Below are 13896 nucleotides of genomic sequence, written 5' to 3'. Positions count from 1 at the left end.
AATTTACAACCGTGACAAGACGAAAAACCCATCGTTTTCTGCAAAATGCGGAAAGCCCGAATGTTATTGAAGTTGGTAAACCACTGTATAAAGCAATTCGTGGTCGCTGGCGCACCGATTATTTTAAAAACGAGAATCCAATTGTGCTTGAGTTAGCCTGTGGCAAAGGTGAATATACAGTAGGGTTGGGGCAGGCCTTTCCGAATACGAATTTTATTGGTGTCGATATCAAAGGCGACCGGATAGCGAGGGGATCGAAAGCGGCCCAACAGTTTGGTTTAACGAACGTAGCGTTTCTACGTACCGACATTAATTTTCTACTCGAGTTTTTTGCTGAGCAGGAGGTAGACGAAATCTGGATTACGTTCCCTGATCCTATGCCTCGGCCTAAACAGGAAAAGCATCGTTTAACACATCCCCGCTTTTTAACTTTGTACAAACAGGTTTTGAAGGCCAGTGGTACGTTACATTTGAAAACTGACAATCCTGAATTATTTAATTATAGTTTACAACAATTAAAAGCAGAAAAAATACATCATTTACAATTTACAACCGACTTGTATAATTCACATTTAAATACAATTCACATCGGTATAAAAACTAAATACGAACAATTGTTTTTTGATAAAGGATTTACAATTAACTATTTACAATGCAAAATGGGCGCGATTTAACTTTATCGCGCCCATTTAATGGTTATTTACTTATGTAATTAATTTACATCTGACATTTTAAAGAAAGGCAGATGGAGTCTTCTAGAATAGGCTTGCAATCAGGTCAGCCGCCCGGCTCGAGTAGCCATATTCGTTGTCATACCAGCCAACAACTTTAGCTAGATTCCCGTTTACAGCGGTTAGTTTTGAATCGAAAATGCAGGAGTGAGGATTGCCAACAATATCAATTGAAACGATTTCATCCGTGTTGTACTCCAGAATGCCTTTTAGTGAAGTTTGAGAGGCTTCTTTAATTGCATTGTTTATCTCCTCAACAGATGCTGATTTTTTCAAGATAACGGTTAAATCCGTCAAAGAGCCATCGGGAGTAGGAACGCGGAGCGCATTACCATCCAATTTACCTTTTAATTGAGGCAACACTAAACCAACAGCTTTAGCAGCTCCTGTGGAAGTTGGTACAATCGATAACGCAGCCGCACGTGCCCGACGTAAATCGGAGTGCGGAGCATCCTGTAAATTCTGGTCGGCAGTGTAGGCGTGAATCGTGGTCATGTAGCCCTTCTCAATACCAAACACATCATCAAGAACCTTGGCCATCGGAGCCAGGCAATTCGTCGTACAGGAAGCGTTTGAGATAATCGTCTCATCGCCCGTCAGTGTGTCTTCGTTAACGCCTAATACGACCGTTGGAATGTTTCCCTTCGCCGGTGCTGAGATAACTACCTTCTTTGCACCAGCCTGTAAATGCATACCAGCACCAGCTTCATCTACAAATCGCCCCGTAGATTCAAGTACTACGTCGATTTCTAATTGTTTCCATGGAAGATTTTTAGGATCCCGTTCTGCATAAGCGTGAATCCGATTTCCATTCACTGTTAAACTCTCGCTGTCTGAAGAAATCTCACCAGTAAATTTTCCATGTACGGAATCATATTTCAATAAGTGCGCAAGAGTCGCATTATCAGTAAGGTCGTTAATGGCGATTATGTCAATGTTTTCTTTTTCCAGTAATCGTCGGAACGACAGGCGTCCGATACGGCCGAAGCCATTAATAGCAACGCGTATTTTTTTCATGAACAGAGAAAATGATTTGTTTTCGGGGCCAAATATAAAGATTTATAAGCCTATAACACATTCGTATTAGTAATCATTCCTTTAGTATTTAAAGGAATGGATGTTTAGCAAATGGATATATAAGGCAGTTTTTTAGCATAATACAAGATAAATACTAAATTATATTAGCTAAATTAGTAAATAATACTAATTATGTTTAGTAAATACTAAGTATTATACTAATTCCATCCTGAAATGTATTATAATACTAATTTTATGGTATTCATTTTTATTAGCAATCACTAGGGTAGGAGGTATATTCTTAAAGTTAATTAACCGTTTCGAACTGTCCTTATTAGCTATTAAATACTATTAGGATTCTCTATCTTTCCCAGTATAATATTTTTAGGTTTATTCCTTTATTGGTACATTAGCAGCTCGATATAACATCCAAATAGGCATTCACTATTCGTTTTTAACATAAATGAGTGTCCCCCCTGTTTAGATAGCTATAAAAGCTATTTTTAGCGCTCTTCCTTTCGATTCTATTAATTATCATTCTTTTAGCGTAATCGGTATTCATACGTCTTGAAATAGATTAGTAAAGAAATTCCACACGTTAAGTTGAAAATTTTCCCCAGTTTCTCTGGATAAGCCTGCAATAGTGATTAGTATAAATTCTTTATTACACTGGGCTAAACATCCTTTATAGCTTACTTTTTTAGCTTATTGAAACGGTAAGATTTAAGCCATAAATCATATATTGCTATTACTTCTTATAGGTGTGTCTATACCTAACAATTTTCTTAAATGAATTTCCGATTTCAATAAAAGCATTGTACAGCGGGTACGAGGTCATATCAGTAGGGTTTCAATAACGACTCCTTATCGTTTTCATCTACCTATTTCCCGAATCCATGTACCGACTTTGATCCCTAATTATTCTAACAATTTCTAGTACACTGGAATTCTGCCTACCTGATTGGCTTTAGCTGGGCAGGCGATATCATCCAAGCGGACCAGAACTTGGTTTATTCTGTGTATGCCCAAAAATGCACAACGGCATATTTTTTGCTTTATATTCTACGAAAGATACTTTGAAATAGGAGGTCACACATCTAGCTTGCATTTGAATTCATGACTTGACAGAGACCGCTCATTCCTCTTCTAATTAATATTTTAAGATGGTTATGTTTTAACTATACATGTCTTCTGCTTACCTTTGAAAACGAAGGATAATAAGGCTATATAATATTGATGTACAGCAATATAAAATTTGGTCAATTTTATAACTATGGTCTTATCAGGAGTTTACAGCATTTTATATAAACCTTTACTTTAATTAAATGACCCAAGAAATTGAACATTTATGGGCTAACCGTGAATTGTTAGCCAACCCGGAATCGACTCAGCTTATTCAGGGCATAATAAAAAAATTAGATAGGGGGGAGCTTCGAGTAGCTACACCACCTGGTGAAGAAGGTGGTTCCTGGACTGTTAATGAGTGGATAAAAAAAGCTATCCTCCTTTATTTCGTCAGTCAGCAGATGCGGACAGAGGAGGTAGGTATTTTTACATTCAATGATAAAATTCCGCTGAAGACCAATTTTGCCGAAGCCAAGGTTCGGGCTGTTCCACCGGCTGTTGCGCGCTATGGATCTTATCAGGCACCCGGTGTTATTCTCATGCCATCGTATGTAAACATTGGGGCTTACGTTGACGAGCGGACTATGGTAGATACATGGGCCACGGTAGGAAGCTGCGCCCAAATTGGCAAGGATGTTCACCTCAGCGGTGGGGTAGGTATAGGGGGAGTACTAGAGCCACCCCAGGCCGCGCCCGTCATTATTGAAGACGGCGCCTTTATTGGTTCTCGCTGCATTGTAGTGGAGGGTGCTCACATTGGCAAACGAGCTGTGTTAGGAGCAGGGGTTACTATTACCGGCTCTACTAAAATAATTGACGTGACGAGTGCTAATGCAGTCGAATATAAAGGACACGTTCCTGCTAATTCCGTAGTCATACCAGGAAGCTATGCTAAACAATTCCCTGCCGGAGAATTTCACGTGCCATGCGCTATTATCATTGGGCAACGTAAAACGTCAACCGATTTGAAAACGTCGCTTAATGATGCGCTACGTGAAAACAACGTATCAGTGTAGTTGTAAATTGACAAATTACCGATACATTAGTCATACTATTGACAGTATATTCAATCGTAGCACTTTGTGAAATGTCAATAATGCAAGAACGTACTGTATACAAAAGAAAAGTGGTCAATGTTGAACTATAACATTGACCACTTTTCTTTTGTATACAGTATGCTTTGTTCATCCAATAGCTTTATACAAACGTGCATTCACAATTTTTATAATTTACAGAATCGATTTGTATTTATATTTGTGATGATCGATTTAACTTCTGACGCGATGACTATTAATGACAAGATTAAACAAATCCTGATCGATAAAAACCTCACACCATCTTATTTTGCTGATGAGATTGGTGTACAGCGTTCCAGTATCTCACACATTTTATCAGGACGTAACAGACCTAGCTTTGATATTATTCAAAAAATAATCCGGCGTTTCCCCGAGTTGGGATATGATTGGATTATGGAAGAGGACAACATACAATCTAATCAGATACCTTCATCAGGTTATGGAAACCGTCCCAATAACAATCGACCAGCAACAGATCGGAGAGATCCGTACGCAGCAACTAGTCAGTTACCGTTTTCGTATGTAAATCAACCGTCAGGCGTTCGTACGCAACGTAACGAAATTCCTCCCGCAACAACGCCCGTTAGTCCACCTGTACAATATATTGAACCAGCCAGCGAATCGACCAACACGTCAGAACCAGTTATAAATTCAAATGCTCAGGAGAAGAAAGTCGAACGTATCTTAATCTTCTATACAGACGGTTCATTTCGGGAATATATGCCCACAACCTGAACTCTGTTTTCTACGTAAAAAATTTCCTGAAAATTTTTCTAAGGGACTTGATTTAGCTTAACGAGGATCTGGTTTCGATTAGAATGTATCGCTTTAGTGAACAATTGATTCAAATTCATTTATCCGCTAATTAGCAGGATTCGTTACGGCTAATTTATAATGAGTTAGTACATTTCTGCGCGTCGACTAAACCGTCTATAATGTTTGTTTATTTATTCAATAAAGACTTTCGATAACACGTAAAAATGCCTCTCTTACTATAATTAAGGCATTTTTTGACGTCAAATTACCTAACTCTCTGTAAAGCAATACTTTACTGTTCCACGTGGATAAAGTGTGGATAATACTGTTTATATGTCCCGCTTAAACTAGTACGTTAAGTGGATTTCAGACTTACTTAAATTGTTGTATAATTTATATTATGTTAAGTAAAGTTTTTAAAGAATAGGGCCAGCATCGGCCAGCCCTACCTTTCTCTATTCTGCACAAACTACTTTCTTCTCCTCATACTGCTTGAGGATATTCTGCAGGTTGGTCAAATTCTCGGTTACCTCAGCTTCTTCTTTAATGGATTTAGCTTTCGTGAAATAAGGTAGTGCCTGTTTGAATTTGCCACATATCCTACCTTCAACCTCTTTTCCTTTAGCCTGGTAATCTTTCATATCCATAGCCGCCAGTTCCTTATTCAGTTCAGCACCTTCATTATAGTAGAAAACACCTAATTGATAATTAGCATCGTAATTGTTCGGATCAACAGCAATCGCTTTATCCAGATAGACTTTCTCCTGCTTCTTGTCTTCGGCTATCTTTTGTTTAAGCGGCCCAATTTTTTGCGAGGCATCCGCTGAAGCCGTTGAATTGGAAGCTGCCGCCTTAGCATCCGTTTCAAGTTGCGCTATAGCTGCTTTTTGCTCCGTGCTCTTCTTCTGTACATCGGCTAACTGACGTTTGAGCTCCGCATTTTTAGGCTGTTTCTTAATTGCCGCCGACAACCGGGTTACTTCACTGTTATAGGTTTCGGCTAATGCTTTGGCGTCGGTAAGTTGTTTGTTTACCGAACTTCCTTTCTTGGAATCGCCTTCCAGTTTGCGAAGCTCTTCCGACGATTTGCTCGCCATGTTATTATAAATAATCGACAGGTTTACCAGATTCTGTACGTTGTTCGGATCCTTCTCCACCATCTGCTTCATCCCCGCAATGGCGTCATCCATCCGGTTAGCCGATAGCCAGATGTTAATCTTTTCGTTCGACAAATCCTTATTCGTTGGCGCCAGGGCAATACCTTTATCCAGCGTAGCCAGAGCTTTGTCGATTTCATTATCCGAGCGATAGAGTGTCGCCAGCGAGCCATAGATGGTTGCGTCTTTCCCACCGCTGGCTACGTACTTTTCTAATTGTGCCTTCGCCGTAGCATTGTCTTTCACCTGCTGAGCAGCAATGGCGCTATACAACGGTGCCAGCGTATCTTTAGGGTTAATCTCTCCTGCCATCGACAAAGATTTCAGCGCATCACCATAATTCTTGCTCTGAAATTTAGCTACCCCCTGCTGCATAAAAGCATTATAAAGCGTCGGGCTTTTCAAGGCATCTTCCGCTTCTTTGGCTAGCTTGCCGGGAGCACCTTTCTTATCTTTATCTAACTCGACTACTTTCTTGTAAGCATCGTAAGCAGTTGTAGCAGCTGCCGAATCCAGCTTAATATTGCCACCGGCGGCAATACCTTCATACGTTTTGGCACGGGCCATCCAGGTAGCGGCCTTAGCACTGGATTTGGCGTCCGTAATATCCTTATCACTCTTTTCTTTTTCCTTCTTAATAGCGTCCTGAGCAGCCTGATCAACTGCAGGCGCACCACTTTGCTGCGCCTGCACACCTGCCGACAGACAACACGCGACGAGAATCAAAAAAACTGGTTTCATGTGTAAAATGGGGTTGTGTTTTCCTTAATTAGAAACGAAATTACGGAATCTGTCTGTATAAGCATGCTAAGCCTAAAAATGTTTGAGCCATTCGCTTGATTTTTACATCAGGCCGAATGGCTCAACTGGCTTATTTATAAGTGTTTATACCTACTATTCTTCTTGTGCTACTTCAGGTTCAGCAGGTTTGCCCTCCTCCCCTTCTTCTTCCTGACGAATTTTCGTTACCGAAGAGATCTCGTCATCCTCACGTAGGGTGATGAGTCGAACACCCTGTGTGTTACGTCCAATCACGCTGATTTTGTTCACTGGCGTCCGAATGGCAATTCCTGATTTATTGATAATCATCAGGTCATCATTGTCTGCTACGTCCAGTACAGCCACCAGTCTGCCCACTTTTTCGGTCACCTTCAACGTACCAACGCCTTTTGCGCCCCGGTTGGTAATTCTATATCCTTCAATTTCGGAGCGTTTGCCGTAGCCTTTCTCCGACACGACCAGCAACTGAGCTTCGGACGAGTCGATACACACCATCCCTACTACGTGGTCGGTCTTATCCTCATCATCGAGCGAAATCCCGCGAACACCCGCTGCGGTACGTCCCATCGGGCGCACCCGGCTTTCGTGGAAGCGAACGGCCTTACCAGCACTGGAGGCAATCACGATTTCGTTGTTGCCGTTGGTCATGCAGACACCAATGAGTTGGTCGTCTTCATCGATGGTGATGGCGATGATCCCGTTCTGACGGGGGCGTGAGAAGGCTTCCAGCATGGTCTTTTTGATAGTTCCCTGCCGCGTACACATCACAATGTAATTATTGTTGATGTAGTCCTCGTTTTTAAGATCCGTTACGTTAATGACCGCCCGTACCTTATCGCCCGATTCGATATTGATGAAATTCGCCAGCGGACGACCTTTGGCAGTACGTGATCCTTCGGGCAATTGGTGTACGGGTAACCAGTACAGCCGACCACGCTGGGTAAACACCAGCAACGTATTGTGCATGGTGGCCGTGAACAGATGCTCCGTAAAATCTTCTTCTTTGGAAGCCGCTGCTTTAGCCCCTACTCCTCCCCTGCTCTGCGACCGGTATTCGGTTGTTGGCGTGCGTTTGACGTAGCCTTCGTGCGAGATGGTGATAACCATATCCTCATCGGCAATCAGAGAAAGATCGCTGATGTTACCGTCGCCCAGGGCGTTGATGGCCGTCCGACGTTCGTCGCCATAGCGCGCGCGGATGTCGATCAGTTCTTCTTTGATGACCTGTCGTTTGCGCTCCTCACTCGCCAGAATGGCGCGAAGTTCGTTGATTTCACGCATCAGCTCGTCGTACTCGGCCTGTAGCTTATCGCGTTCCAGACCGGTGAGCCGTTGCAGACGCATTTCCAGAATGGCTTTGGCTTGCAGGTCACTCAACGAGAATTGGCTCATCAGACCCGTCCGGGCAATCTCCGCATCACGCGAGGAACGTATTAGGTTGATCACCGCGTCGATGTTATCGAGCGCAATCAACAGACCTTCCAGGATATGCGCCCGTTTTTCGGCCTCCCGCAGTTCGTACTGCGTCCGGCGGGTCACTACGTCGAAGCGGTGTTCGACGTAGTACTTCATCATATCCTTCAGATTCAGCACCATCGGGCGTCCTTTCACGAGCGCTACGTTGTTGATGCTAAAGGACGATTGCAGGGCCGTATGCTTATACAGGTTGTTGAGTACTACGTTCGGAATCGCATCCTTACGCAGGTCATATACCACACGCAGTCCGTCGCGGTCCGATTCATCGCGAAAGGCGGTAATACCTTCGATTCGTTTTTCGTTGATGAGATCGGCCGTCTTTTCGAGCATCACCGCTTTGTTCACCATGTACGGCACATCCGTTACGATGATCTGGGTTTTGCCCTTATTTTCTTCGATGGTGGCATTGGCCCGCATCACGACGCGCCCGCGCCCCGTCATAAAGGCCGACTTCACCCCTTCCATGCCGTAGATGGTTGCTCCGGTCGGAAAATCCGGCGCTTTCACGTACTGCATCAACTCTTCTACGGTGATGTCGTTGTTATCCAGATAGGCAATGATACCATCGACTACTTCGGTCAGGTTATGAGGAGCCATATTGGTGGCCATCCCCACGGCAATTCCCGACGACCCGTTTAGGAGCAGGTTGGGAAGTTTGGCCGGCATAACCGTCGGTTCTTCCAGCGAATCATCGAAGTTGGGCTGAAAATCGACGGTTTCTTTATAGATATCGTTCAGCAGTTCTTCAGCGATACGTTTCAGACGCGCTTCCGTATACCGCATCGCAGCTGGTGAATCACCGTCGATCGAACCAAAGTTACCCTGGCCATCAACCAGTGGGTACCGCAGCGACCAATCCTGCGCCATACGTACCATCGTATCGTATACCGAGGCATCGCCATGCGGGTGATATTTACCCAGCACTTCCCCCACAATACGAGCCGATTTCTTGTGAGGTTTATTATAACTAACGCCCAGTTCGGCCATACCGAACAGCACCCGGCGATGGACCGGCTTCAGACCGTCGCGTACATCGGGTAACGCCCGCGAGATGATAACTGACATCGAATAATCGATGTAGGCACCGCGCATTTCGTCCTCAATGTTTATGGGAATAATGTTACTGGGAGATTCGAGGTCGGGAGTTTCTTCCGCCATTTGTTAGAAGGAGTTTCGCAAAAAATTACTATTCAAACGCCTGGCATTTGCCTGGCACACCTTATAGACAAATATACAAATTTTTCGGGACAAAACAGAAATAATCCCGCAAACAGGCAAGAAAATAGGTAAAAACAGGCATTAAATTATCATTTCTACCCCCGAAGAATGTGGTTACATCCATCTACCTATCATCTAAGTGAAATACAATTCTATTTCAACGAAAATGTAGGAAAGTTGTAAGGTTATAGGGTTGTTGTAGAGACAAGGCATGCCTTGTCTCTACTTTAATCTCGGATCAAACACGAACGGTTCGGTACGTAGCAACTGGATTTGCGAAAAATCGGGATGAGCGGGATTGAGCAGGTAATTCCATTCGTTTGGGATAATGGCCGACGGCACTTTCAGCACGGCAGTTCGGCCGTTTTGGAGCCACTCCCCTCCTATCCGCTGGCAGGTATCGTACTGCCGGAACTCAAACCAGTCGGCAGGCAGACTGTCGGTTGTGATGGTTTCTATATCCAGTTCATCCGTTACGTCGATGACCATCACTCGAAAATCGGCCAGAAGCCCCTCCCCGCTTCGGTGTACTACGTTCTCCAGACAAGCCAATGCCCGCGTCGCAGCCGTATAAATAACCATTTGCCCACGCTCATTCCAGCGGGCGGCTCCTCCTGAAGCAACCAGACGGTTGGCATACTGGGTTTTGGTAATCCGGTAGACGAGCATGGGGCAAGGGACTCGGGGCACAGGGAATAAGGGCGTGCTACGTTATATTGGGGGAACACCTTAGGCCAGGTCGCCGTATTCGATACGTATCAGTTCGTCGAAAATGAGGTCGATGCCGCCGGATGTGTGGAGCAGGTCAAATGGAATTTGATTACCTAATCCGTAGGCGGGTTTGTCCATCCAGCGACGAAAGGCGGATGCCGATCCGAAAACCGACTCGCCTAGTTGAAACAGCGCCATGATTTTAAGCACTTTTTCGCTGTCCTGTGGATTGAGTTTCTTTTTCTCGCGTTCGTACCGCTGGAATGTTTTGAGGGACGTATCGAATACCTCAGCGAGTTGCTCGCGCTTGTAACCTGTTAACTCGGCAATCTCGAAAAAACGGGTCGCCGGAATTCCTTTCAGGGCCAGAAAGACAAGGGCTGTGCGGTTCGATGGTATCATACGACAAACATAGGAATTTTGTCTGACAAACACAGAATTTTGTCCAACGGTTCACCGTTTCCTATCTTCCTCAAACCTAAATAGGTATTATTGGTTGTAGGTATAGATCAACTAATTTCAATACGTTATGAAAAAGGTAAGTATAATGCTGCTGCTGGCCGTCAGCACCTTGAGTTTCCAGGCCTGCAACGACAAAAAACAGGAAAGTGCCGACAGCGTAGAAAACGCGGATTCGACGAATGAAGCGAAAGAAGAAGCCGGTACCGGTCAGGGTGACGACACGAATGAATTTGCCGTAAAAGCCGCCAACGGCGGGATGCTGGAAGTAGAACTGGGTCGGCTTGCTCAGGAAAAAGCGGCTAGTCAGGATGTAAAAGATTTCGGTGCGATGATGGTGAAAGACCACTCGAAAGCCAATGAGGAATTCAAATCCATTGCCGCCACACACAACATCACGCTACCTTCTACGCTGGGTACCGAAGAACAGGAACACGTCAATGAAATGGCTAAATTATCGGGCGCTGAGTTTGATAAGAAATACGTCAGCATGATGGTCAACGACCACAAAAAAGACATTGACTTATTCAAAAAAGCGGCTGACGATGACGATACGAATCCGGCCGTTAAAGAGTTTGCCCGCAAAACCTTACCCACGCTGCAAGCTCATATGGACCGCATCAACGCCATTGATAAAGCCATGCAGTAATCCGCAGCGATTACAGGAACGTAATACCAATTATTTCAGAACGTATCAACCCGCGCCAGTTGTCTGAACGCGGGTTGATACGTTTAGGACAGCTACGTAGCAGCGCTGCTCGCCATGATTCACTACGTTGCTATAAACCAAGCCGGAGCCGACTACCTGCCTGATACCGAAGCAACTGACCGGCGATGAAAATCAACCGTTTGGCCTGGGCTGAATAATTCGCGGGTAACGTAACGGTATGACTAAGTCGAACGGCATCACTGCTTACCGGTACGCGACCGCAGGACCACACACTGGGGTCATCCCAGGAACCCGTCTGGGATGGTTACCATGCCCATAGTCGTTCCCTGAAACTCGAAAGCGCCCATGTCAATGGTACGTTGCCGACGGGGGTTACCGGCCAGATCCGTTAGGGTCGTATTCAGGCTATTATTTCCCGCGTCGATGGCTGGTGAACAGGCATTGAGTTGTGGATCATTATCGCTCACAAAAGGAGAAATAGTAGTTGTTATGTTATTTCCTCCATCGGTATAGTCAGTCAGGCCAGGCTCCAGCAGCGAGTATTCCACGGTTAAGGTACTATTGCTAGAATAAAATGTTTGGGAGCCTTTATTTCTAAAGACCACACAGTTAATTAAACGGGGAGTTGATGCAGTGCTGTAGACGGCTACACCCGGAGAATGATAGGTATTATTCAAGATCGTAACATTAGTCAGGAGCGGACTACAGGTACCATTTGTGCCAATATTACGTATTGCGCGGTGTTCATTTCCCTGAAAACAAACATTGGTCAGCACAGGATTACTCGTACCTCCCTCCGTGCCATCATTGTGCATACCAGTACCATAATTAGCCTCAATTCGAACGTTGGTCAGCACAGGGCTACTCGTACCGGCGTAGCCATCATTGTAGATACCACCGCCCGCGTTATTGATAAAAAGAACATTGGTCAGCATAGGGCTAGCGTTGCCGCCATTCCGCCCCATATTATACAGGCCTCCTCCGTAAAATCCATCATTTCGGATCAGGATGATATTGGTCAGTGAGGGACTGCTGCTGTTCCCGCTACCACTGCCATCGTTCTGAATACCACCAGACGTATCTAATAACTTGTCACTTCCTCCCGTAATAACTACGCCATCCAGGCGTGTCTGCGAACTGGCATTCTTAAATTTGACTACGTAATTGCTGTTGTCCCAATTGGTACTCAAATCCGCGATTTCACCTGATAACGTAGTACTGGAAGGAAACGTAGTACATGTAGTCGTTCCGGCCACGTAGCCACCATAGATCTGTACCCCACTCGGAATGAAAAAACTTCGACTGCGGTCAGCACCAATGGTTGGTTTGTAGAGACCCGCTCCCAGCAGGAACGTAACACTGCTACAGGCCGTACTAATCATCTCTTGCAGGAATGAGCTCGATAACGCATTGGCCCAACTGCTGCCATCCTGCATACCGGCTCCTCCAGGGGTTACGTAAACCACTTTGTTGCAGAAGCCTGCCATCTGGTATTCAAACGCCCCCATATCGATACGTTCGTACATAATACGTGGCCCGCCAGCCAGATCCGTAGATGGCCCGCCAATTCCTGTATAAGCGGCATTACCCCCACCGTTAATAGCTGGGCTTGGAAGACGGAGCTGCAGATTGGTCGTGCTGACAAAGGGCGTGGTAGTTGTAGTCAGCGTGTTGCCGCCATCGGTGTAGCCTGTTACACCCGTTTCCAGCAGGGAGTAACGCGTACCGTCAACGTACTACCCGAGGGCGTATAGAACGTATTGGCGCCATTGTTGCCAAAAACGACTCCGTTGGTTGATGTGTTCGCATGAAGGAGTACGTTGGCAAGATTGGGATTACTTTGATTACCACTGCCACTGCCGTCGTTATAGATGCCGCCCCCCTGACCGTTCGGAGCCGCGGCCTCGGCAAATCCTCCCGTGATAACCACCCCTTCGAGCCGGGTATTGGCACTGGCGTTGCGGAACATCACAACGTGGTAGCTATTGTCGGAGACAAGCCCTGGCGATCCAATGTCGCCCGAGAACGTAGTACCGGAAGGCGTAGTGATGCGGTTGGTAGTGCCCGCTACGTAGCCGCCATACACCTGCACGCCACTGGGAATGAAAAAACTTTTCGTCGGGTCGCTGACAGCGGCAGGCGTATATTCACCGGCACCGACCAGAAACGTACCACTCGTGGCCGTAGCTAAACGGCTTTGCAGCGACGTACCGGGCAGCGCATTGGCCCACGACGAGCCGCTCTGGTTACCCGCTCCCGCAGGTGTTACGTAGATAATCTGTGCCTGACTAAGTTGGCTCATCAGGAAGAGCAGACCAAAAGTCAGAAAGCGTAAAGCTGAGTACATGGGTTAGCTGGTTTAACGTAGTGATACGATTTGTACATTGATTTCGTAGTGCTGACAGACGGGCGGTGCTACGTAGTACTGAGCCAGATGCGACAACAGCGTTTGCAGAAAGCCATCGGCATCGGCCCGCTGACGGTCCTGCTCCGACTCCCAGACCAGCGCCAGTTGAGAATGTCCACTGGCCGGATTACTCCAGAGTCGGGCACTCACAAAGCCTGGTTGTCGGCGCAGGGCCGGGGCAATTGATTCGCGGACGTAGTTGATGGCTTCCTGCCGATCAGCCTTGCCAAGCTGTCCTTCCAGCGTTCGCACGTACATGGATTAGAAGCGAAAAGTCTGGAAGCAAAAGTGGCGGAGAAAGGACGTAGCGTGT

Annotated in this window: 13 protein-coding genes; 4 read left to right on the top strand and 9 right to left on the bottom strand. The window is 45.7% G+C overall.

The genetic code is table 11. The annotated features are described in order from the left end of the window. Positions 1-11 precede the first annotated feature (11 nt). Positions 12-674 carry a tRNA (guanosine(46)-N7)-methyltransferase TrmB gene (gene trmB, locus IC229_RS13110; RefSeq protein ID WP_190887434.1) on the top strand — a complete coding sequence of 221 codons (663 nt, stop codon included), beginning with the start codon at positions 12-14 and terminating at the stop codon, positions 672-674. Positions 675-755: 81 nt separating this feature from the next. On the opposite strand, the gene gap is transcribed toward trmB, so the two are convergent. Then, a complete protein-coding gene (gene gap, locus IC229_RS13105) occupies positions 756-1748 on the bottom strand; it encodes a type I glyceraldehyde-3-phosphate dehydrogenase (RefSeq protein WP_190887433.1) in 993 nt (330 codons plus the stop codon). 1325 nt (positions 1749-3073) lie between these two features. On the opposite strand from gap, the gene IC229_RS13100 reads away from it, so the two are divergent. Further along, positions 3074-3889, top strand: coding sequence for a 2,3,4,5-tetrahydropyridine-2,6-dicarboxylate N-succinyltransferase (locus tag IC229_RS13100; RefSeq protein ID WP_190887432.1), 816 nt, complete (start codon positions 3074-3076; stop codon positions 3887-3889). Between the two features lie 267 nt (positions 3890-4156). After that, positions 4157-4684, top strand: coding sequence for a helix-turn-helix transcriptional regulator (locus tag IC229_RS13095; protein WP_190887431.1), 528 nt, complete (start codon positions 4157-4159; stop codon positions 4682-4684). A gap of 476 nt (positions 4685-5160) precedes the next feature. Here the strand turns inward: IC229_RS13095 and IC229_RS13090 are convergent, their stop codons facing one another. The 4 genes from IC229_RS13090 to parS form a co-directional block, all read right to left on the bottom strand. Beyond that, on the bottom strand, positions 5161-6603 hold the full coding sequence (locus IC229_RS13090; protein ID WP_190887430.1) for a tetratricopeptide repeat protein: 1443 nt from the start codon (positions 6601-6603) through the stop codon (positions 5161-5163). A 153-nt stretch (positions 6604-6756) separates the two neighbouring features. Beyond that, positions 6757-9276 carry a DNA gyrase subunit A gene (gene gyrA, locus IC229_RS13085; RefSeq protein ID WP_190887429.1) on the bottom strand — a complete coding sequence of 840 codons (2520 nt, stop codon included), beginning with the start codon at positions 9274-9276 and terminating at the stop codon, positions 6757-6759. A gap of 282 nt (positions 9277-9558) precedes the next feature. Then, positions 9559-10005, bottom strand: a complete 447-nt coding sequence (locus tag IC229_RS13080) for an RES family NAD+ phosphorylase (protein ID WP_190887428.1) — start codon at positions 10003-10005, stop codon at positions 9559-9561. Positions 10006-10065: 60 nt separating this feature from the next. Next, positions 10066-10449, bottom strand: coding sequence for a type II RES/Xre toxin-antitoxin system antitoxin (gene parS / locus IC229_RS13075; protein WP_190887427.1), 384 nt, complete (start codon positions 10447-10449; stop codon positions 10066-10068). 127 nt (positions 10450-10576) lie between these two features. Here parS and IC229_RS13070 point away from each other — a divergent pair, with 127 nt between their 5' ends. Continuing rightward, complete coding sequence (locus IC229_RS13070) at positions 10577-11155, top strand: DUF4142 domain-containing protein (protein ID WP_190887426.1); 579 nt, start codon at positions 10577-10579, stop codon at positions 11153-11155. Between the two features lie 130 nt (positions 11156-11285). Here IC229_RS13070 and IC229_RS13065 read toward each other — a convergent pair whose 3' ends face one another. From IC229_RS13065 to IC229_RS13050, 4 genes are all read right to left on the bottom strand, one after another. Next, the gene (locus tag IC229_RS13065; RefSeq protein WP_190887425.1) at positions 11286-11447 is read right to left on the bottom strand and encodes a hypothetical protein; all 162 of its coding nucleotides are present in this window, start codon (positions 11445-11447) and stop codon (positions 11286-11288) included. 7 nt (positions 11448-11454) lie between these two features. Then, the gene (locus tag IC229_RS13060) at positions 11455-12804 is read right to left on the bottom strand and encodes a right-handed parallel beta-helix repeat-containing protein (protein ID WP_317171568.1); all 1350 of its coding nucleotides are present in this window, start codon (positions 12802-12804) and stop codon (positions 11455-11457) included. Positions 12805-12869: 65 nt separating this feature from the next. Continuing rightward, the gene (locus IC229_RS13055; RefSeq protein WP_190887423.1) at positions 12870-13523 is read right to left on the bottom strand and encodes a hypothetical protein; all 654 of its coding nucleotides are present in this window, start codon (positions 13521-13523) and stop codon (positions 12870-12872) included. 12 nt (positions 13524-13535) lie between these two features. Then, positions 13536-13841: an antibiotic biosynthesis monooxygenase family protein gene (locus IC229_RS13050; RefSeq protein WP_190887422.1), complete on the bottom strand. Its 306-nt coding sequence runs from the start codon at positions 13839-13841 to the stop codon at positions 13536-13538. Between the last annotated feature and the right edge of the window lie 55 nt (positions 13842-13896).

Source organism: Spirosoma profusum, from assembly GCF_014699005.1.
GTDB lineage: Bacteria > Bacteroidota > Bacteroidia > Cytophagales > Spirosomataceae > Spirosoma > Spirosoma profusum.
Note: the sequence above shows the minus strand (reverse complement) of the source record. Positions and strands in the feature narration are given on the sequence as shown.